The 20,842-nt window shown below is 66.6% G+C and carries 17 protein-coding genes and 1 pseudogene; 11 read left to right on the forward strand and 7 right to left on the reverse strand.

Annotation, left to right across the window (positions count from 1 at the left end; genetic code table 11):
- Window positions 1-117 precede the first annotated feature (117 nt).
- The 3 genes from BME24068_RS20035 to BME24068_RS20045 all read left to right on the forward strand — a co-directional run bounded on the left by BME24068_RS20035 (window position 118) and on the right by BME24068_RS20045 (window position 3,136).
- The gene (locus BME24068_RS20035; RefSeq protein WP_096501606.1) at window positions 118-1,521 is read left to right on the forward strand and encodes an HdeD family acid-resistance protein; all 1,404 of its coding nucleotides are present in this window, start codon (window positions 118-120) and stop codon (window positions 1,519-1,521) included.
- 95 nt (window positions 1,522-1,616) lie between these two features.
- The gene (locus BME24068_RS20040) at window positions 1,617-2,195 is read left to right on the forward strand and encodes a hypothetical protein (RefSeq protein WP_174927130.1); all 579 of its coding nucleotides are present in this window, start codon (window positions 1,617-1,619) and stop codon (window positions 2,193-2,195) included.
- A 209-nt stretch (window positions 2,196-2,404) separates the two neighbouring features.
- Complete coding sequence (locus tag BME24068_RS20045) at window positions 2,405-3,136, forward strand: ribonuclease T2 (RefSeq protein WP_174927131.1); 732 nt, start codon at window positions 2,405-2,407, stop codon at window positions 3,134-3,136.
- 60 nt (window positions 3,137-3,196) lie between these two features.
- Here BME24068_RS20045 and BME24068_RS20050 read toward each other — a convergent pair whose 3' ends face one another.
- From BME24068_RS20050 to BME24068_RS20060, 3 genes are all read right to left on the reverse strand, one after another.
- Window positions 3,197-3,832, reverse strand: a complete 636-nt coding sequence (locus tag BME24068_RS20050; protein WP_174927132.1) for a cysteine hydrolase family protein — start codon at window positions 3,830-3,832, stop codon at window positions 3,197-3,199.
- Window positions 3,833-3,951: 119 nt separating this feature from the next.
- Window positions 3,952-4,641: an HNH endonuclease gene (locus BME24068_RS20055; RefSeq protein WP_174927133.1), complete on the reverse strand. Its 690-nt coding sequence runs from the start codon at window positions 4,639-4,641 to the stop codon at window positions 3,952-3,954.
- A gap of 632 nt (window positions 4,642-5,273) precedes the next feature.
- Window positions 5,274-6,188, reverse strand: a complete 915-nt coding sequence (locus tag BME24068_RS20060; protein ID WP_174927134.1) for a glutaminase — start codon at window positions 6,186-6,188, stop codon at window positions 5,274-5,276.
- 237 nt (window positions 6,189-6,425) lie between these two features.
- Between BME24068_RS20060 and BME24068_RS20065 the strand changes: the two genes are divergently transcribed.
- The 3 genes from BME24068_RS20065 (at window position 6,426) to BME24068_RS20075 (ending at window position 9,256) form a co-directional block, all read left to right on the forward strand.
- Window positions 6,426-7,136 carry a response regulator gene (locus BME24068_RS20065; RefSeq protein ID WP_174927135.1) on the forward strand — a complete coding sequence of 237 codons (711 nt, stop codon included), beginning with the start codon at window positions 6,426-6,428 and terminating at the stop codon, window positions 7,134-7,136.
- 70 nt (window positions 7,137-7,206) lie between these two features.
- On the forward strand, window positions 7,207-8,337 hold the full coding sequence (locus BME24068_RS20070; protein WP_096501592.1) for an ATP-binding protein: 1,131 nt from the start codon (window positions 7,207-7,209) through the stop codon (window positions 8,335-8,337).
- Window positions 8,338-8,632: 295 nt separating this feature from the next.
- Window positions 8,633-9,256, forward strand: coding sequence for an FMN-dependent NADH-azoreductase (locus BME24068_RS20075; RefSeq protein WP_096501590.1), 624 nt, complete (start codon window positions 8,633-8,635; stop codon window positions 9,254-9,256).
- A 60-nt stretch (window positions 9,257-9,316) separates the two neighbouring features.
- Here BME24068_RS20075 and BME24068_RS20080 read toward each other — a convergent pair whose 3' ends face one another.
- Window positions 9,317-11,728, reverse strand: coding sequence for a patatin-like phospholipase family protein (locus tag BME24068_RS20080; RefSeq protein WP_174927136.1), 2,412 nt, complete (start codon window positions 11,726-11,728; stop codon window positions 9,317-9,319).
- 269 nt (window positions 11,729-11,997) lie between these two features.
- On the opposite strand from BME24068_RS20080, the gene mreB reads away from it, so the two are divergent.
- The 4 genes and pseudogenes from mreB (at window position 11,998) to BME24068_RS20100 (ending at window position 16,722) form a co-directional block, all read left to right on the forward strand.
- Window positions 11,998-13,032 (forward strand): rod shape-determining protein, encoded by a 1,035-nt coding sequence (mreB, locus tag BME24068_RS20085; protein ID WP_096501586.1) that lies wholly within the window; start codon window positions 11,998-12,000, stop codon window positions 13,030-13,032.
- Between the two features lie 205 nt (window positions 13,033-13,237).
- Window positions 13,238-13,899, forward strand: a pseudogene (locus BME24068_RS20090) (YdcF family protein).
- A 245-nt stretch (window positions 13,900-14,144) separates the two neighbouring features.
- Entirely contained in the window at window positions 14,145-16,370 is a 2,226-nt protein-coding gene (locus tag BME24068_RS20095; protein ID WP_174927137.1) for an amylo-alpha-1,6-glucosidase, read from the forward strand.
- Between the two features lie 100 nt (window positions 16,371-16,470).
- Window positions 16,471-16,722 carry a hypothetical protein gene (locus BME24068_RS20100; RefSeq protein WP_096502015.1) on the forward strand — a complete coding sequence of 84 codons (252 nt, stop codon included), beginning with the start codon at window positions 16,471-16,473 and terminating at the stop codon, window positions 16,720-16,722.
- 495 nt (window positions 16,723-17,217) lie between these two features.
- Here the strand turns inward: BME24068_RS20100 and penR are convergent, their stop codons facing one another.
- Window positions 17,218-18,114: a beta-lactamase transcriptional regulator PenR gene (gene penR / locus BME24068_RS20105; protein ID WP_096501582.1), complete on the reverse strand. Its 897-nt coding sequence runs from the start codon at window positions 18,112-18,114 to the stop codon at window positions 17,218-17,220.
- Window positions 18,115-18,230: 116 nt separating this feature from the next.
- On the opposite strand from penR, the gene blaPEN-bcc reads away from it, so the two are divergent.
- Window positions 18,231-19,127, forward strand: coding sequence for a PEN family class A beta-lactamase, Bcc-type (gene blaPEN-bcc, locus BME24068_RS20110; protein WP_174927138.1), 897 nt, complete (start codon window positions 18,231-18,233; stop codon window positions 19,125-19,127).
- Between the two features lie 485 nt (window positions 19,128-19,612).
- Here the strand turns inward: blaPEN-bcc and BME24068_RS20115 are convergent, their stop codons facing one another.
- Both BME24068_RS20115 and BME24068_RS20120 read right to left on the reverse strand, forming a co-directional pair.
- Entirely contained in the window at window positions 19,613-19,813 is a 201-nt protein-coding gene (locus BME24068_RS20115; RefSeq protein WP_096501576.1) for a DUF805 domain-containing protein, read from the reverse strand.
- Window positions 19,814-20,385: 572 nt separating this feature from the next.
- Complete coding sequence (locus BME24068_RS20120) at window positions 20,386-20,778, reverse strand: antibiotic biosynthesis monooxygenase family protein (RefSeq protein WP_174927154.1); 393 nt, start codon at window positions 20,776-20,778, stop codon at window positions 20,386-20,388.
- Between the last annotated feature and the right edge of the window lie 64 nt (window positions 20,779-20,842).

Genomic DNA, 20,842 nt, shown 5'->3' on the forward strand with positions numbered 1-20,842 from the left:
ACGCATGACGCGCCGGCAAGCATTGCCGCTTTTCGATTGCCGCGCCGTACGATGCGCGGTCGACAAGACAGGGAACGCGTGACCAGCGAGTATCCCGAAAAAACATGCGAGGGCGCGATGGTACGACTGGTCTTGCTGCTGCTGGGCATCGAATATCTGCGAACGCGCTGGCGCGGGCTGACCGTGCTGGGCTGGCTGTGGGTTGCCGCTGGCGTGGGTATCTTCGTCGATGCGCTCGACGGCGCGCTGTATTTTCCGATCGAGCTGTTCGCGTGGCTGTTCCTGATCGAGGGGCTCGCGACGCTCGCGGTGGCCGGCAGCGGCGTGGGCGGCCAGCGCATCCTGCGCTACGTGAAGGGCATCGTCGTGGTGGCGGCGGCCGGGCTCGTGTTCGCGGGGCATCATCACGGCCAATTCCTGCTTTCGATGATCTTCGGCACGCTGTTCCTCGTCGACGGGGTGCTGCAATGCACTTCCGCATGGATGGTGCGTTACCGGCGCTGGAACGTCGCATTCGCATGGGGTGTCGTCGAGATCCTGCTCGCGATCTTCTTCTACCAGCCGTACCCGACGCACTATGCGGGCACCGTGCCGTATTGCCTTGGCTTGCTGCTGATGTTCGGCGGGATGCACATGCTGAGCCTCGCCGCACGCGTGCGGCGGCTGACGCGCAACCCGGCGTTCGTCACGTCGCCCGCGCCGTCGATCGTGCCCGACATCGACGCCGCACCCGACATCCCGCGCTTCACGCAATCCGAATGGGACGGCCCGCCGGCCGATCACGAGCGCGCGCTCACCGTGCACGTGTGGACGCCGACCGGCACGTCGAAGGCCGAAGCGCAGCGCTATCCGGTGATCGACCGCTACATCGCGGCGGTGGACGTCAACGGCGTGATCTCGACCGGCCATGCGGCGCTCGAGTCGCCCGAGGGCATCTACATCAGCCTGTATCCGGCCGTCGAAATCGATCGTTCTCCGGACGAGTTCACGCGGATCCTGCGCGCGACGCGCGAGAACGACGTGCCCGGCCTGTTCCAGCCCGACTACGCGACCGAGTCGAAGGCGTGGTGCCCGTCGACCGTGCGCGTGCGGATCCGCAACTACGATCCGGCGAAGCTCGACGCATTCTGGTCGTCGTATCGGCAGACGGAGATGTACAACCTCACGCACCGGAACTGCTCGAGCACCGTGTCGAACGCGCTCGAAGCCGCGCTGGATGGCGCGGTGTGGCGGCTCAAGGGCACGCGGGCCGGGTGGGGCGCGTTCGTGCGGCTGCTGCTCACGCCCGAGCTGTGGGTGGCCGCGCAGATCCGCAAGCGCGCGGTGACGATGGCATGGACGCCCGGGCTCACGCTCGACTATGCGCGCGCGCTCAGCATGCTGGCCGATCCGCGGCCGTTCGCGTGGTGGAAGGTCGCGCGCTCGGCCGTGAAGGCGATCATGGCGTCGCGTCGCGCGTGGCGCGAGCAGGACAGTGCGGCGTTGTCGCCGGGTGGATCGGAAGCCGCGTCGATGAAATAATCACGTGGCGCCGGACGAGGGCCCGGCGCGACAGGGGCCGCCGCCGGGCGATTCAGCGTTGCGGCCCGCCATCCGAACCTGCATGACGAACAACAATGAACACGACGCGCGCATTCCGCATCCTGATTCCCGTTTCCCTGGCGCTGGCGGGCGCCGGTCGCGCGCATGCGGATGCCGACGAGGTGCCGCGCATGAGCGATGACGTCTACCGCACGTCGGTGTCGTTCTGCTCGAACGTCGCGGCCGACCAGAAGATCGAGTGCCAGGGCGACATGATCGCCGCGGGCAGCCGGATCGTCGCGGTGATCGGCGGTTTGCCGCCGTCGTCCGCCGTCACGATCGACGAGGCCGCGCGCGGCAAGCTGCCGGCCGCGGAGCGCAAGGGGCTCGCGCCCGTCGAGTCCGGCGCGATCGACAAGGACGACGATCTGGCCGGGCTGGCCGGCATGGTGCGGCTGTGCGACGTGTACGAATCCGAACCGGCGTCGCGCGCGCGGCATCACGCCGCGCTCAAGCAGCAGGCGCCGGATGCGGCGCCGCGCGTCGAGGCGTTGCTGGCCGATTCGTCGACGGCAGCGCGCCAGCGCGTGAGCCTCGGCGTGTGGCAGATCCTCGCGCTCGAAGGCCCCGAGTCGGCCGCGCGTGCGTGCACGCAGCTCGGCAGCGGGTCGTGACGTGGCGGCACGCGTGAGTAGCGTGCCGCGTTCGGTGATGCGGGGAACGGGGCGCGGTGTCGGTGCTCCGCGCCGGTGAGCGTCGAGCTGACGAAAACATTTCGTTACCCTTCATATTCATGCCATGTGGCGCCGGCCACAATCGCGGGCAGACATTCGACAATCTTGCGGCGCATCCTGCGACCGCAAGCCTTTTCCGAGGAAACGCCATGCTCAAGACGCTCGCCCGCGCCGCGGCCGCACTCGCCGTTGCATCCGCCTCGCTCCATGCCGCCGCTCAAACCAGCTACGACTACCTGCTGCTCGCGGCATCGTGGGAGCCCGGCTTCTGCGCGTCGCACGACACGCCGGAGTGCGCGAACCTCGCCGGCTCGTATGCGGCGACGAGCCTGTCGCTGCATGGTCTGTGGCCGAACAAGTACGACGGCAACCAGCCGTTCTACTGCGGCGTGCCGCAGAGCGACGTCGATCTCGACAACGGGCACCAGTGGTGCAGCATGGACGCGTATCCGGTCAGCGCCGCGACCCGCAACACGCTGTCGACGTACATGCCGGGCGTTGCGTCGTGTCTCGACAAGCACGAATGGTTCAAGCACGGCACCTGCTCGAATTCGGCATCGCCCGATACGTACTGGAGCCAGGCGACCGGCATGATCAGCCGGCTCGGCAACACGTCGTTCAACGCTTACCTGCAGGCGAACGCGGGCAAGACCGTGACGCGTAATCAACTGCTGTCCGCGTTCGAAGGCGCGTTCGGCAGCAATACGCGCAGCGCGGTGTCGCTGAAGTGCACGAAGATCAGCGGCGTCAGTTACTTCACCGAAGCATGGATCGCGGTGAAGACGAACGCGATCGCGCAGTTTCCGAGCGCGGTATCGCTCGTGACGGACGGCAATACGCAGGGCACGTGCCCGACGTCGGGCGTGTATATCGCGAAGTGATGCGATGCGGAATGCGCCGGGCGGAGGGGTTCCGGTCGGCGCAGCGCGGGCGTTCTGTGGCTATGCGAGCAGCCGAAGTGCGTCCGCGAGTGACAGCACCGTCGTGCGTGTCTCGAACGCGGTAGCGAACAGATGCTCGTGCACGACCTCGTCCGGGTCGTAGCAGCAGTCTTTCACCGTATAGAGCCGGAAATCCGCATCGCTTGCGTGCGCAACCGACGACAGCACGACGCCCGTCGATGCGATCCCGACCAGGATCAGCGTGTCGATCCCTTGCGCAATGAGCCGCGGCTGCAGGTCGGTGCGGAAGAACACGCTCGCGCGATGCGCGGCGATCAGCGGCTCGCTGTCGAGACGCCCGAGCGCCGGGCACGGGCCGTCGTCGACGAACAGGCCGAGCTGCTTGATCCCCTGGCCGTTCTTGTTGCGCGGACTGACTTCCGGATAGCCAGGGCTGAAGTGGAGATTCGCGAAACAGACGTGGACGCCGGCGGCGCGCGCCGCGTCGCACAGCTCGCGTGTGTTGGCGAGCAGGGTGGGGGCGACTGACGGGAAGAGGCCGAGGATGTCGGTCTGGTAGTGCATCACGATCAGTGCGGTTTGGGCCGGCACGATCGGGGGAAGCGGCGCGGGTGCGCGGCTGTCGGTGTTGGTGTGGTCGTTCGTTGTGAAATCTGAAGCAGGTTCCGGCTGCATGACTGATGCTCTCCCATGAGTCGCTTCGGTGTTTTCAGAAAATCGGCTGCTGCGTGTACGTCGTCAAACATTCGAGCGCCAATGCGCTGGGGTATGAGGCACGCTTGTGCCCCCAGCGCTCAGTCAGGGCATTGATCTTCATTGAAATCACAAATCTCGTGGGAAAAGTAGATCCAACTTCCATTAGCTCGATGCCGCTTCAGGAAGGGTTTCATGCCCGGATATACGGTCCGGAGACGCATGCCGCGACGCAGGCCCAATGCAGTCATGTCGCGTTCGCTCAGATGATGCGCCACAAGTAGCATGCCGTCGGGAGCAAAGGAGATAAATCCTCTGTCGAAAAGCTTGTCGAGATTTGGACTCAGTAATATGCCGTTGTCCACACTAAGGCGTGCCTTGTTTGTTTCACATAGTCGCCAAGCATGTATGTGTGAGGCAACCAGTACATCGATTGGACCACAGCCGAGCACACCGCAGGTCTTCCAGCGTTTCTTCAGAGCGTCTCGGAACTTTCCCTGACCCACGCGCGCGAGCCGCAGTTGCGCTCGCTCCGTGGCACTGGGCGCTGAGTCGGCGGATTCTGTCTCGTTTTGCGAACCATCTTCCCCGTAGCCTGTTGCAATCATCTCATCGACGACAGAATCGGGCAGGTAGTTGAGAAACGAACCATCACTGTTGGGGGGAGCGGTAACAGGTACAGGCGAGTTTTTGGCGATATTTAGGCGTCCACGGTACACCAATGGACACCCTTCATGGGCCGGTCGGTGCTCAAAATGGGCTCGATTCCTGCCGCCGTTACTCAGCTTCATTAGAACAATGGGTCCATGACACTCGTAGCAGCGTACCGTTGCCATATGTTTGACTTCATATGCAGCGAGAACGGGCCAGATCTCCCAGCGAGCGCCTGTCCAAATCTCACAATAAGTTTTGTCGGTAGCCTTGGAGGCGATCGAATCTGACAGATGATCTCGTCCGGCATCCGTAATTGCGAATCGGTAAGTCCCCCTGTTACCGCTCCTACTAACAAAGCCTCGCTCAAGGTAATCCTTTAGCGCGCGGTCATACCCGCTTTTTAACCTTAACTCTTTATCAAGCTCGGAGCGAGTCGCTCCATTGGACATGCTCGCTAATGTGCGGAGGATAGCTCTGTTCTTCGGGGGCATTGTGGGGATTTTTTGTGCAATGGAAACACTACGCGGCCGCCCCCTATTATTGTCCGTTAGGAGGAACGTCGAAGGTATTAGTAGAGGATGTTTACCTCTGAGTAGCCATCGGATTCGTTCGACGAATGGTGACCATCATCTTACCTCCGTGGGACTGCCTTTCTCGGCGCGAGTGGACGTTTTGGGTCGATTGCTTCCGAATGACGATTTCACCGTTGAGTGTGTCGATATTCGCCTGCCACCATAGCGCTGGAGGGGGTACGCTGAACTCCGCCCCATCAAAAAATCGACCGCCCCGTATACGTCGTCAACCATTCCAGCGCCAACGTCCCCGCCAACGAGTTCCCGTTCGCATCGAGCCCCGGCGCCCACACGCACACGGCCATATCCCCTGGCAGCACCGCGACGATCCCGCCGCCGACGCCGCTTTTCGCGGGCAAGCCAACGCGATAAACGAAGTCGCCCGCCGCATCGTAAGTGCCGCAAGTCAGCATCAGCGCCGACAGCCGCTTTGCCGAACTCGCGTCCACGATCCGCTCGCCGGTAACCGGCGCGACACCGCCATTCGCGAGAAACAGCGCAGCCTGCGCGAGCTCGACGCAGTTCATCGTGATCGCGCATTGCCGGCAGTACGCATCGACCACCGTATCGGGCGGCATCTGCATGTTGCCGAAACTCGCCATGAAATGCGCCATCGCGCGGTTGCGTTCCGCGTGCTGGAGCTCCGACAGCGCGACGCGCGAATCGTAGTCGATGTCGACCGCGCCGATCAGGCGCCGCACGAATTCGACGAGCGCCGTCTCGGCTTTCACGAACCGGCGGCACAGCACGTCGGTGACGACCAGCGCGCCGGCATTGATGAACGGATTGCGCGGCTTGCCACGCTCGCTTTCGAGCTGCACCAGCGAGTTGAACGCGTTGCCGGACGGCTCGCGGCCGACCCGTTCCCACAGCGCGTCGCCGAGCATCTGGAATGCGAGCGTGCATGCGAACAGCTTCGAGATGCTCTGGATCGAGAAACGCTCGCGCGCGTCGCCGACCGTGTAAACGTTTCCGTCGAGCGTCACGACTGCCATTCCGAACTTGTCGGCGGACACTTTCGCGAGTTCGGGAATGTAGTCGGCGACGCGCCCCTGGCCGATCCAGGGGGCAAGTTCGGTGTGGATGCGTTCGAGGATCGGCTGGTAGTTCATCACGTGAGGCAGGGTGGGCGCGCGGCCCGGATTCCGGGGAGCCCGTATGGAACCGTTTCGGCGCCGATTCGTCAAGCGCGGTCGAATGCGGTGGTAATCGCGCCCTAATTTTTCAGATCTCCGAACGGGCGAACGGCGGGCGCAGTATCATGCGGTACGTTTCGGCCGTTGGCCGGCAGCCGGTGCAAGCCGTCGCCGCCGCCGCCACGGTCTCCCCGTATGATCCGATCGCTGCCCATGTCTTTTCGCATCCTGCTCGTCGAAGACGACACCCGCTTGTCCACGCTGATCGCCGGCTACCTGCGCAAGAACGACTATGAAGTCGACACTGTGCTGCATGGTGACGCCGCCGTGCCGGCGATCCTGTCCACGCGCCCGGATCTCGTCATTCTCGACGTGAACCTGCCGGGCAAGGACGGCTTCGAGATCTGCCGCGAGGCGCGCAAGCAGTACGACGGCGTGATCATCATGGTGACGGCCCGCGACGAGCCGTTCGACGAACTGCTCGGCCTCGAATTCGGCGCGGACGACTACGTGCACAAGCCGGTCGAGCCGCGCATCCTGCTCGCGCGGATCAAGGCGCAGCTGCGCCGCGCACCGGCCCGCGCGGCGGAAGGGGCGGCGCCGCAACCGGAGCGCTACACGTTCGGCCAGTTCTCGATCGACCGCACCGACCGCTCGGTCGTGCTGCCCGACGGCGACTCGCCGGACCTCACGTCGGCCGAGTTCGATCTGCTTTGGGTGCTGGTCTGTCATGCGGGCGAAGTCGTCAGCCGCGACGACCTGATGCTGCAGTTGCGCGGGGTCGAATTCGACGGCCTCGACCGCACGATCGACGGCCGCATCTCGAAGCTGCGCCGCAAGTTGCGCGACGATGCGAGCAACCCGCAGCGGATCAAGACGATCCGTAGCAAGGGTTACCAGTTCAGCAAGCACGCGTGGGAATGACGCCGCCCGCGTGCTGCGCCGTCAGCCGCCGCGCGCGTGCGTTGCCCGCCCCCCCTGACCGGAAGCCGCGATGATCCGACGCACCCGTTCGCACCCCGACGCACCGCCGCTTTCGACGCTACGCTATGTGAAATGGCGCTGGCTGCATTTCCGCCGTGCGTGGACGGACACCCGCGCCGACCGCATTCCGAGCTGGTCGCGCCTGTACGTGCGCACCTACCTGCATCTGCTCGGCCTCGTGTTGCTGACCGCGCTCGTGCCGGCGCTCGCGCTGTGCGTCGTGCTGTCGCCGGAGGTCGTATGGCACGCGTTCGACGCGCTGCCGGGCGACATCTGGATCGTGCTCGCGTTCGTGTTCACCGCGCCCGCGCTGGCCGCGTATCGGTGGATGCGGCCGGTGTGGTCGGATCTCGTGATGGTGCGCGAGCGCGCGATCGACTTCACGGGCGGGCGCTTCAACACGCGCGCGCGGGAATCGCACAGCGTGATCATCGGGCCGCTCGCCCGCACGCTCAATGCGCTCGCAATGCGCATGGAACGACTGATCGCCGCGCAACGCGATTTGACCAACGGGATCTCGCACGAGCTGCGCACGCCGCTCGCGCGCGTGCGTTTCGCGCTCGAATTGCTGCGCGAACCGGGCTCCGCGGCGGAATACCACGGTGCGCTGGAGAGCATCGCGCAGGACGTGACCGAGCTCGAAGAACTGATCGACATGAGCCTCACGTATGCGCGTCTCGAGTACAGCTCGCTGCAGTCGAACCTCGAACTGACCGGCCCCGTCGCCTGGTTCGAGCATCAGGTCAACGACGCGCGACTGCTGTATCCGGAGCGCGCGATCGAGTCGCGCATCGCGCTCGAATCCGACCTGCGCGTGAAGATGGACCGGCGGCTGATGTCGTACGCGATGCGCAACCTGCTGCGCAATGCGAGCAAATATGCGGCGTCGCGGATCGTCGTCGGGATCTCGATCGACCACGGCAACATCGCGATCTTCGTCGAGGACGACGGCCCCGGCGTGCCGGAGAGCGAACGCGAGCGGATCTTCGACGCATTCGTGCGGCTGGACCGCCGCACCGGCGGCTACGGGCTCGGCCTCGCGATCACGCGGCAGGTGCTCCATGCACACAACGGCCGGATCGCGGTCGTCGATCCGGTCGAGCTCAGCGGCGCGCGGTTCGAGATCAGCTGGCCGATCTAGCGATACGCCGCGCGCACGGGTCGACCGCGCGGCGGCAACGATCATCACGACTATCATCCGCAGCGGTGTCGCCGCGCGTCGCCGACTTTCCCCGCAAGACCTTCCTCGTCCCGTGACCGCATGAAGTTGCATTTGCAACTCATGCGCGCTTTGCTATACGATTGCATTTGCAACTATTGGTGCGGGCACCCCCCTGAAAGCAGGAAGCCGGCGGCCTGCGCAGCAGCAAGCGGTGAGGCCGGGGCGGCCGCGCTGGCCGTCCTTCGTTCATGCATTTCTGTCGGGATCACGCATCATGCGGCTACTGAATATCGTTTCCTCTCCCCGCGGCGCAAGGTCGGCTTCGATCGCGGTCGCCAACGCATTCGTCGACGCGTGCCGCAACACGCACGCGTCGGTCGACGTCGATACGCTGAACGTGTGGGAAGAAGACTTGCCGGATTTCGGCAGCGACGCGATCGGCGCCAAGTACAAAGGCGTCGCGAACGCGCCGATGGATGCGACCGAGCAGGCGACATGGCAGCGGATCCAGGCGCTCGTGAAGCGGTTTCAGGCGGCCGACCGGATCGTCGTCGGCGTGCCGATGTGGAATTTCGGCTATCCGTACAAGCTCAAGCAACTGATCGATCTCGTCAGTCAGCGGAACCTGCTCTTCACGTTCGACGGCAACGCGTACGGCCCGCTGCTGAAGATTGCGCGCGCGCTGGTCATCCATGTTCGCGGACAGAGCCAGGAAACCGGCGCGGATGCCGGCAATCCCGGATTCCGGCATCAGGCGGACTACATCGAATTCTGGCTGAAGTTCATCGGTGTGCGCGAGGTCAGCAGCCTGAGTGTCGAACACACGTGGAATGCCCGGGCGCAAGACAGCATCGAACGCGCGCAAGCGCGCGCGGTGGCGATGGCCGCGGATTTCTGATCGAGGCATGCGCCGGCGCGCCGCACGCGCGGATGCCGCGGCGGCGGCATCCGCGATCGCTCAATACGTGCGGCCGAGCTGCAGGTAGATGTTGCGCCGCCCGCCCGGTGCGAGCGCGACGCCCATGTACACGGGGCCGAACGCGGTCGACAGGCTCGTGAAGAACGTATAGCTCTGCTTGAGCGTGCCGCCGCCGATCTGCTCGCCGCTCGACCACACGTTGCCGACTTCCGCGCTGGCGCCGATCGACAGCGCCTTGACCGGCGACGCGTTGAAGGTCATCAGCTGATTCATGTAGGTCACGTTGCCGTAGGCGAGCGCGTTGCCGTTCAGCTGGTCGGCGGCATAGGCGGCCAGATGCTGGAAACCGCCGAGCGTGAAGTTGAACGCATTGATCAGGTTGGTGCCGCCGATGCTCTTGCCGCCCTCGATCGTCGCGCTGATGCTGTGCCGGCCGAACTTCTGCGCGATCATCGCCTTGCCGTAGAGCTCGGTGTAGGGCCGGTTGTCGCCGCCGAACAGCATCGCCGACTCGCTGTTGTGCGACAGCAGCGAGCGCTCGGCGCGGAGCTCCGTGTAGTACCCGCGGCGCGGGAACATCGGATCGTCGAGCTGGTCGATGACGAGCCGCGCGCGGGCGGTCAGCGCCTGCGACGTGAAGCTCGGCCACAGCAGCGTCGGGCCGCCGCTGACTTCGTCGGTGGAGAACGGCAGGTTGTAGTTCGGCGAGCCGTGGCCGGTCGCGTAGCCGAGGCCGATCCGGAAGTCGCCGAGACGGGCGAGCGGCAGGCCGAAGTCGATCCCGGCGCGCGCCGTCTGCATCAGGTACTGGTTCAGTTTCACGTCGCCGCTGTCGTCGTACAGGTTCGCGTAGCGGCGCTGATATTCGGCGTACGGCGAGAGATAATAGCCGTACGTCGACGACAACGGCTGGCGCAACTCGACGCGCGCCGACTGCAGGTCGCTGCCGATCGTCGTATCCGCGCGGAATTCGAGGCCCGATTCGGTGAGCCACGGCCGCCGGTAGCCGACGTGCAGGCGGAAGCCGCCTTCGTCGGTCGAACTGCTCGACATCCCGACGCCGAACAGCAGGAAATTCGGCCCCCAGTATTTCTCGCGCGCGTTGATTTCGAGCACGTTGTCGTCGCCGTGGCTCACGATCTGCTGCGTCACGCTCTCGAAATTGCCGCCGGTCGTCAGCCCGAGCAGATCCTGGCTGACGGTTGCCGGATCGTAGGTGTCGCCCGGCTTCACGTGCAGCGCGTCGGCGACGACGCGCTTCGGCACGTCGCCGGTCGTCTTGATGTCGATGCGCGTGATGCGGATCGGCGGCGGCAGCGGCTGCGCATGCGCGGAGCGGTACACCGCGTACTGTTCCGGCGTGAGCGCGAAGCGCTTGAGCCGCGGCAGCGCCGCGGTCGCGGCGGCCGCGCCGGCGGCGATCGCCTGGCGCGCGTTCTGGAAGTCGGTGAAGGCGAGCGAGCCAAGGTCGGGCGTGAGCAGGATGTCCTGCGCGTCGAGTTGCTTGCGCTGCGACGTCACGTTCTGGCGGATCAGGATGCCGACCATCTGCTGCATCACGTCGGCCGGCGACGCGAGCGCGTCGAGCGGGCGCAGCTGCGAGCCGATGTCGACGGCGATCACGACCTTCGCGCCCATCTGCCGTGCGGTGTCGACCGGCAGGTTGCTGACGAGGCCGCCGTCGACGAGCGCGCGGCCGTTGATCTCGGCCGGCGCGAACAGGCCGGGCATCGCCATGCTCGCGCGGATCGCGAGCGGCAGCGAGCCGTGGTCGAGCACGACCATCTGGCCGGTCTGCAGGTCGGTCGCGACCGCGCGATACGGAATCGGCAGCTGGTCGAACGGCTGGTTGGTCGGCACGGCGGCCGTCCAGTTCGCGAGCAGCGCCTGCAGCCGGTTGCCCTGCACGAGGCCGACCGGCGCCTTCACGCCTTTCCTGCCGAAACCGAGCGTGAGCCCGTTGATGTAAAGGCGCTCGTCTTCGCGGCTGCTTTGCGGCAGGTCCGCGCGATCGGTCACGTCGAACGCGATATCCGCGAGGTTCACCTCCGACAGCTGCTTCTGCATTTCGTCGGCGGCCATCCCGCTCGCATACAGCCCGCCGACCACGGCGCCCATGCTGGTGCCCGCGATGCAGTCGATCGGAATGCGGTTCTCTTCCAGCACCTTCAGCACGCCGAGGTGCGCGTAGCCGCGTGCACCGCCGCCGGACAGCACGAGGCCGATCGACGGACGTCCGGCCGGGCCGCCGTCGGCCGTGCAGGTCGGCGCGGGCGCGGCGGCGCCGGGTGCGGTTGCCGGCGCAGTGGCGGCGGTGGCGGCGGTGGCGGTGCGGGTGGCAGTGTCGGCGGCCGGCGAGGGCTGCGCGGCGACGGTGCAGCACCAGAGCGCGACGAGTGTCGCGCCGAGCTGGCGCACCCCCGGCCAGCGGAGAGAAGCGGTCGCTGTCATGGTGGAGTATCTGGCGTGATCGGCATGGGACGCCTGCCGGGGAGCAGGCAAGACCGAGAGATTACCGTGTTTTACGGACGCAACGCGAGGGGCGCGATGCGTAGTCGGGCATGCCGTAAAACGCGATTTCGGCAATTTCGTCGCGAAAAAATCATCGGAATTGCCTAAAGTATCGGAACGATTTGCCGCTAAGCGGGATGGGCGGCAAAGGCGCGCCGCGGGGATGCGGCCTGGCCGTTGCGGCCCGTTTGTCCAAAAAAAGGCTTGATATGTCGACACCGCTGTTCGGAAAGTTGTTTGCGCAACCCGTTGCGATCGACCCTGGAACGGCAAGTACGCGGATCTATACGCACGAGCGCGGCGTGGTGCTGAACCAGCCGTCGGTCGTGTGCTTTCGCAAGGCCGGCGCGTCCGACGCGCGGCCGACGCTCGAAGCGGTCGGCGAACTCGCGAAGGCGCTGCTCGGCCGCGAGCCGGGTCATCTGGAGGCCGTGCGGCCCATGCAGCACGGCGTGATCGCCGACGCGCACGCCGCCGAGCAGATGATCCGCCGCTTCATCGACATGTCGCGCACGCGCTCGCGCTTCGGCCGCCGCGTCGAGGTCACGTTGTGCGTGCCGTCGGACGCGACGGCCGTCGAGCGCCGCGCGATCCGCGAAGCCGCGTTCGCGGCCGGTGTATCGGATGTCGAACTGATCGAGGAATCGCTGGCCGCGGGGCTCGGCGCGGGCCTGCCGGTGACCGAGCCGGTCGGCTCGATGGTCGTCGACATCGGCGGCGGGACGACCGAAGTCGCGGTGATCGCGCTCGGCGGCATCGTATACCGCGAGGCGATTCGCGTCGGCGGCAACCAGTTCGATGCGGCGATCGTCAACCATGTGCGCAACCTGTACGGCGTGCTGCTCGGCGAACAAACCGCCGAGCACGTGAAGAAGACGATCGGCTCGGCCACCCGCACGGTGCCGCGCACGTCGACGCGCGCGGTCGGACGCGGCGTCGAGGACGGCTTGCCGCGCTCCGTCGAGCTGTCCAATCACGATGTGGCGGAGGCGCTCGCCGCGCCGCTCAAGCAGGTGATCCGCGCGGTGAAATCGGTGCTGGAAAACGCGCCGGCCGAACTCGTGACCGACATCGCGCATCGCGGCGTGGTGCTGACGGGCGGCGGCGCGCTGCTCGCGGATCTCGAACGCCTGCTGTACGACGAGACCGGCCTGACCGCGCGGATCGCGGACGAGCCGGCCACTTGCGCGGTGCGCGGCGCCGGCGAGGCGATGGGGCGGCTCGCGATATGCCCGGTGGATTGAGGCGGGCGCCGCCCATCGCACACTCCGCACGCCCGGCAACATTCGTTCAAAGTCTTTCGAACACCGCACATCCGGGCGCCCGAACGGCACGGGCTTCGTCCGGCATCGCGGCTTCCCGCTGACATCGATACCTGGACACGCGCGAGCGCGCCGTGGCAGCATGCCGGGCCGCGCGCCGGACGCGCACTTTTCCAGGAGTCTGGCCATGTTGAACGAGCGTCGCGGGCGGGGCCGCATAGCCCGCATCGGCCGTGCGCTGGCCGTTTGCGCGTGCCTGTGGGTGGTCGCGGCCGTCGCGCTCGTCGGATACGGGATGCGGATGCCGAGCGCGCCGTGCGATGTCGCCGTGATCTTCGGCAACGCGCTCGACGACAGCGGCGCGCCGAAACCCGTGCTCGCGGCACGGCTCGACGTCGGCGTGCAGTGCTATCGCACCGGGCAGTGTCCGGCGTTTCTCGTCAGCGGCGCGATCGACGGCCCCGGGCTGAACGAGGCGACCGCGATGCGCGACTACCTGGTCGCGCGCGGCGTGCCGGCCGGGCGGATCGCCGTCGACGACCAGGGCGACAACACGCTCGCGACCGCGCAGCACACGCGCGCCTATCTGCAAGCGCATGGCCTGTCGCGCGTGCTGATCGTCAGCCAGTATTACCACCTCGCACGGGCGCGCCTCGCGTTCGAGCGGGTCGGCATCGCGCGCGCGGACATCTCGGCCGCGTATCCGCGCCGCTTCCAGTTGCGCGATGTCTATTCGAGCTGGCGGGAAGTGCCGGCGTATGCGATCTATGCGCTGCGCCTGTGGCTGAACCCCGACGCGCGGCCGATATCGTTCCGGCCGATCTTTACCTGATGCGCCTGTTTTCATGAGGCGGTGCCTGCCGGGATTCGGGTTGCGTCGACTATTGCGCTTCCGTTTCGCGTCTTTTCGCCTTTTCTGCGTCGATTCCGCCGTGACTTTTCATTCTGCGGAAGTTCTGACCGGCGCGTAACCCGCGCGCGCATGCGGCGCCCCGCGACGCGCGGTGCGTCGCTGCGCGCGCCCCCCGTTCTGGCCTATCCTGTGCGAAACACGCGACGCGCGACGCGCGTTGCGCCTCGACACAGGAGCATCGATGCCGAATCACGCCGAAGCCACCACGACGCAGGCGCCGCAAGGCGCGCCGGTCCCCCCGACCCAGGCGTCGGGTCCCGCCTTCATCGCGCCCGAAGCCGACCCGCAGGCGCTCGCGCGCAACAACCAGTACGTATTGAAATCCGGCGACGCATTCGTGGTCAGCGATGCGCTCGGCGACATCGGCGGTCACGACGACGGCCTGTTCGTCGACGACATGCGCGTGCTGTCGAAATGGCGCCTGACCTTCGGCGGCCGCGCGCCGTCGCTGCTGTCGGGCGCGACGAGCGCCGACAACGCGTCGTTCACCGCGCACCTGACGAACCGTCCGCTGCCGCCGCTCGGCGGTCACGAAACGCCCGAGGGCGTGATCCATATCGAACGGATGCGCGTGCTTGCGGGCGACGTGCTTTACGAAGCGCTGACGCTGACGAACTACGGCGCGAGCGAGGCCGAGGTGCCGCTGTCGCTGTCGTTCGCGGCGGATTTCAAGGACATGTTCGAAGTGCGCGGCACGCAGCGCCCGAAGCGCGGCACCGTGGCCGCGCCGCGCGTCGACGAAGGCGCGGCGCGGCTGCGCTACGACGGCCTCGACGGCGTCGAGCGCAACGTGACGGTGCATTTCTCGCCGGCGCCCGACGCGCTGTCGGTCGACCGCGCCGACTACACGCTGACGATCGCCGCGCAGGCGTGCATCTCGATCTACCTGACCGTCGACGCGACGCTCGGCTCGGCGCACGACGGCGCCGGCCCGGGGTGCGGCCGCGTCGCGCTGCGCACCGCGCTCGTCGGCGTGCATCGCGAGATGCGCTCGCGCCGCGAGACGATGGCGCGCGTGAACACCGGCAATCCGCTGTTCGACGCGTGGCTCGACCGCTCGCTCGCGGATCTCGGGCTGCTGACGACCCAGCTCGACACCGGCCCGTATCCGTATGCGGGCATTCCGTGGTTCTCGACGCCGTTCGGCCGCGACGCGGTGATCACGTCGCTGCAGATGCTGTGGCTGCAGCCGTCGCTCGCGCGCGGCGTGCTGCGGTTTCTCGCGGAGCACCAGGCGCGCGAGACGTCCGCGTTCCGCGATGCGGAGCCCGGCAAGATCATGCACGAGTTCCGCCGCAGCGAGATGGCCGCGACGGGCGAGGTGCCGTTCGCGCTGTATTACGGCGGCGTCGACACGACCCCGTTGTTCATCGTGCTCGCGGGCGCCTATGTCGAACACACCGGCGACGATGCGCTGATCGACGAGCTGTGGCCCGCGCTCGAGCGCGCCGCGCAGTGGGTGACCGACAAGTGCGATCGCAACCCGTACGGGCTGCTCGATTACCAGCGCACGTCGGAGCGCGGGCTCGCGAACCAGGGCTGGAAGGACAGTCACGATTCGGTGTTTCACGCGGACGGCCGCTTCCCCGACGGGCCGATCGCGCTCGTCGAAGTGCAGGCGTATGCGTGCGCGGCGCTCGACGCGATGGCGACGTGCTCGCACCGGCGCGGCCACGCGGCCGATGCGACGCGTTATGCGCTGCGCGCGAAGACGCTGCGCGACCAGGTCGACGCGCTGTTCTGGATGCCGGAAGGCAAGTTCTACGGGATCGCGCTCGACGGTCACGGCGACCTGTGCCGCGTGTTCGCGTCGAACGCGGGCCATCTGCTCGCGTTCGGGTTGCCCGATGCCGAGCGCGGCGCGGAAGTCGCCGGCGTGCTCGGCTCGACGCTGTTCCAGACGGGCTGGGGCATCCGCACGCTCGCGGCCGGCCAGCCGCGCTTCAACCCGATGGCGTATCACAACGGTTCGGTGTGGCCGCACGACAATGCGCTGATCGCGCGCGGTCTCGCGCGCTACGGCGACAAGACGGCCGCGGTGAACCTGCTGCGCGCGCTGTTCGAAGCCGCGGTGAGCTTCGAGATGCGGCTGCCGGAGCTGTTCTGCGGGTTCCCGCGCCGGCGCGGCGAACCGCCGACCGCCTATCCGGTGGCTTGCCTGCCGCAGGCGTGGGCGGCCGGTGCGCCGTTCATGATGTTGCAGGCGTGTCTCGGCGTGAGCGTCGATGCGGCGCGTCACGAGGTGCGCGTCGAGCGTCCGGCGCTGCCGGAAGGCGTCGACTGGCTGCGGATCGACGCGCTGCGCGTGGGCGACGAAACCGTGTCGCTGACGTTCCGCCGTGTCGACGGCCAGGTGGTTGCGGCGGCCGAGCAGCCGGGGCGCGTGAAGGTGGTCGCGGTGCTGTAGCGCGGGCGCTCGCGCGGACGTTGCGCAATGTCGCGCCACGCCCGTGCGCGGCGGCATAGAATCGTGACATGACCCTTGAACGATGGCGGAGGCACATACGATGACGACCGACAATCGGCCCGACGACCGCGAGCAGAACCTCGAGAATCTCGAAGCGGCAGTCGACCACCTGCACAAGTCGATCGAGTCGCAGAGCATCGCGGCGGGCGCGGCGAAAGGCATCCTGTTCAGCCTGATCGAAACGCTCGGCGCGCTGATCGGCGATCCCGATCTCCCCGAACATGCACGCTCTGGCTACGAGGCGCTGCGCGACAAGGCGAGCGAATTGCGCGGCGCGCTCGACCGGCACTGACGAACCGGCAGCGCCGGCGTCGGCCGCATGGCCCGCGCCGGCGCTGCCCGATCCTGCATGCCGCGCACAAAACCCCGTGCGCTCAATGACTTAGACGGGTGGTGCGCAGGATATCCACAAGCTTGCCAACACAATCTGTGGAGAACCTGCCTGCCCGAACCGGCCGTGCAATGCGTGCCGTGAGGGTGTCAATCGGTGCCGCATCGTTGACCTGCCGGCCGCGATCTACCAAATCCCCTTTTGTTTCAAGATGTTACGCATTGATCGGGTGGAATATCCACAGGCTTGCCAACAAAATCTGTGGATAAGTCTGACGTGATTGCTTCTCGATGGTTGATGATCGTGCGTGCGAGGGAAGCCGCCCGGACGCCCGCATGGCGGGGCTGCCCGATGCGTGCGTCGGCACGTTGATTCGTGCGCGATCAACGAGTTAGGCCCCGGGTACCCAGGATATCCACATCCTTGCCAACATTTTCTGTGGACAAGCGGCGCCGGTCATTCGGCCGGTGTCGCGTCGGCTTCGGCCGCTTCCGCCGTGATCCAGTCGCGAAACAGCGTCATCGCGGGCGAGAGCGGCTTCGACTTCAACGACGTGAGCCAGTAGCCGCCCGCGCGCACGTCGATGTCGAGCGGGCGCGCGAGCAGGCCGAGCTGCAGTTCGCGCGCGAACATGCAGGCCGGCGCGAGCGCGATGCCCGCACCCTGCATCGCGGCCTCGACCATCAGCCGCGACGAATCGAACACCGGCCCGTTGACCGGCCACGGTTCGAGCCGCGCGGCGTCGAACCAGCCGAGCCATTCGTCGGTGCGGTACGAGCGCAGCAGCGTTTCGTTCGCGAGATCGGCCGGCTGCGCGAGACGCCGCGCGATTTCGGGCGCGCACAGCGCGGTGAGCGGCGCGTCGAGCAGGCGCTCGTTGCGCGTCGCGGGCCAGTTGCCCTCGCCGAAGCGGATCGCGAAATCGAGCCCTTCGGCCGCGAGGTCGACGACGTTGTTGTTGGTCCGCAGCCGCAGCTCGACGAACGGGTGCGTATCGCCGAACCGTTTCAGGCGTGGCATTAGCCAGCCTAGGGCAAAGGTGCCGACCGCGCCGAGCGTCAGCACCTCGTGGAAGCGTCCGCCCTCGAACTGCTTGAGCACGGTCTCGATCCGGCTGAACGCGTCGCTGAGCACCGGCAGCAGCGCGCGTCCTTCGTCGGTCAGCCCGAGGCCGCGCGGCAGGCGCGTGAACAGCGTGCAGCCCAGCCGCTCCTCGAGCGAGCGCACCTGCTGGCTGACCGCGGCCTGGGTCACGCTCAGCTCGAGGCCGGCGCGCGTGAAGTTCAGGTGGCGCGCCGACGATTCGAACGCGCGCAAGGCATTCAGCGGAAGATGAGGTCGGAGCTTGGTCATAAGAAATTCTTTTGTCAGCGCTCAATTATCGTTGCTTGTCAGGCAACCGTAAAGTCACGATAGTGCTGTCTCGCCGGCCGGCCGTTTTGCATCCATTCCACCACGAGAGACCTGACATGACCTACTCATCGCAACGTCGAACCCTGTTGCTGGCCGCGGCGACGGCGCCGCTCGTCCTGACCGTCGCCGCATGCGCGTCGCCGCCGCCCGCCGCCGCGCAGGACGTGTCGTCGGCGACGACGTTCGCCGCGCTCGAACGCGCGGCGGGCGGCCGCCTCGGCGTGTGCGCGATCGATACCGCGAGCGGCCAGCGCGCGCAGCATCGCGCCGACGCGCGCTTCCCGTTCTGCAGCACGTTCAAGACGATGCTGAGTGCGGCGGTGCTCGCGCAAAGCGTCGAGCGTCAGGGGCTGCTGCAGCAGCGCGTGATGATCGGGCAGGGCGATCTCGTCAACTACTCGCCGGTGTCGAGCAAGCACGTCGGCACCGGCATGACCGTCGCGGCGCTGTGCGAGGCGGCGATTCAATACAGCGACAACTCGGCCGCGAACCTGCTGATGAAGATGATCGGCGGACCGTCGGCGGTGACGGCGTATGCGCGCTCGATCGGCGACGATACGTTCCGGCTCGATCGCTGGGAGACCGAACTGAATACCGCGTTGCCGGGCGACCTGCGCGACACGACGACGCCGGCCGCGATGGCCGCGAGCCTGCGCGTGCTCACGCTCGGCGACGCGCTGCCTGCCGCGCAGCGCGCGCAACTCGTCGCATGGCTGCGCGGCAACAAGGTCGGCGACAAGCGGATTCGCGCGGGCGTGCCGGCCGGCTGGCAGGTGGCCGACAAGACCGGCACGGGCGACTACGGGACGACCAACGACGCGGGTGTGATGTGGCCGCCGTCGGGTGCGCCGGTCGTGCTGGTGGTGTACTACACGCAGGCGCGTGCCGATGCGAAGGCGAAGGACGACGTGATCGCCGCGGCCGCGCGCATCGCGGTCGCGACGTTCGGCTGAGCGGGCGGCGTGGCGCGGCGTGCGTGATCGAGCGGTCGATGCATGCCGTGCCGCTATCGTGACCGGCTCATCGAAACGTTGTGCGATCAACGACTTAGGTTAAGCGTGCTCAGGATATCCACATCCTTGCCAACAAAAATTGTGGACAAGCCCGCGAGCACGCGCGGCAGTCGTTGGACGAAGCTGCGTGCCCGGTTCGAAGCGGCGCGAACAAAGTCTTTCGGATCAAGCGCTTGGGTGCTGTATGCGCAGGCTATCCACACGCTTGCCAACACAATCTGTGGACAAGCTGGGCGGCCCGCACGGCATGCGGGCCGTGATGCCGCATGACGATGCGCGCGCACTGCGTTGCCCGCCGTGTGCCGTATTCGAAGCAGCGCGGACAAAGTCTTTCGGATCAAGCGCTTGGGTGCTGTATGCGCAGGCTATCCACATGCTTGCCAACACAATCTGTGGACAAGCCCGCGCTGTTGCCCGCAAGACGTTCAGCTCTGCCGATCGTCGACGTTGGGCCAGCGCGCGAACGCGAACACCCACAGCATGATGAAGTTCAGGATCGGGACGAACATCGTCAGGACCCACCAGCCCGAATGTCCGGTACGCCGAACGATGCGCACGTACGGATAGATGACGACGGCGACGAGCACGAGGGAAACGAGCAACTGCCACGCGGTGAAGTGTTCCATGATCTTCCTCGGAATGATGTGTCGTTGTGCGGTGCCGGCGGAACGGCCGGCCCGTTGTGCAGACGCGCGAAGCCGGTGACGCAGGGCCGTGCGCGGCTCGCGTGATCTTGACGCGCGGGATGCGGAGGCGTCAAGGCGAAGGCGGCGTGCGAGCGGTGCGCCGCTACCGCGCCGGATCGTCCGTTTGCGCGCGTGCGGCAGCCGCGCCCTGCCGAAACTGTGACGCGGCGCATGAATCGTTGGCCGATCAACGGGTTAGCGCATGCGTGCGCACGATATCCACAAGCTTGCCAACACAATCTGTGGGTAAGTATTGCGGCAGTCGAATCGTGCGTCGCCGCGGTGCCGGCGTGGCATCCTGACGCGAAGTGCGGCGAAGCGGCGCGTATGACGGCCCGGCCCGCGCCGCGTCTGCATCACCCGTGCCAAAGTCCATCGGATCAAGGGCTTAGCGCTGCGGTGCGCAGGATATCCACAAGCTTGCCAACATTTTCTGTGGAGAAGTCCGGGGGTGCGATCGGCCGGCATGACACGGGATGCAACGCGCGGTGCGCGCCGGCTCGCGCGTGCGCTCACGCGGTACAGATGCCGGCGACCGCGACCTTCCGGAACAAGTGCGGGTTCGCGACGGCCGACGACGGACAGGCCGAGCGTTTCGCGACGAACTCGGGATGCGTGAACGCGGCCCGAAACGCGTCCGTCGATTCCCGGATCGCGTAGTTGAAGTCGGTTGGACTGTCGCCGAGCGCGCGATGCAACTGGGTCGACATGAATCCCGGCTGCCGTTTCATGAACCCGGCGTCGTCCTTCCACACGGCGAGGAAATCCGCTTCGTCGGCCGGCTCGAGCGTGAAGACGTTGACGAGCACGACGGGTTGCGCGTCGATGCCGATCTGTTTGAATATGCGGGATGATTTGACAACCCGTTTACTAAATAGACAACTGGTTGTCGAATTGAGCCGCATGGCGCCGATCGCGGACGGGAGTACGGGAGTACGGGAGAAAAGGGCGATTGTCGCGTCGACGCGT

The organism is Burkholderia anthina (genome assembly GCF_902498995.1).
In the GTDB taxonomy this organism is placed as follows: domain Bacteria; phylum Pseudomonadota; class Gammaproteobacteria; order Burkholderiales; family Burkholderiaceae; genus Burkholderia; species Burkholderia anthina.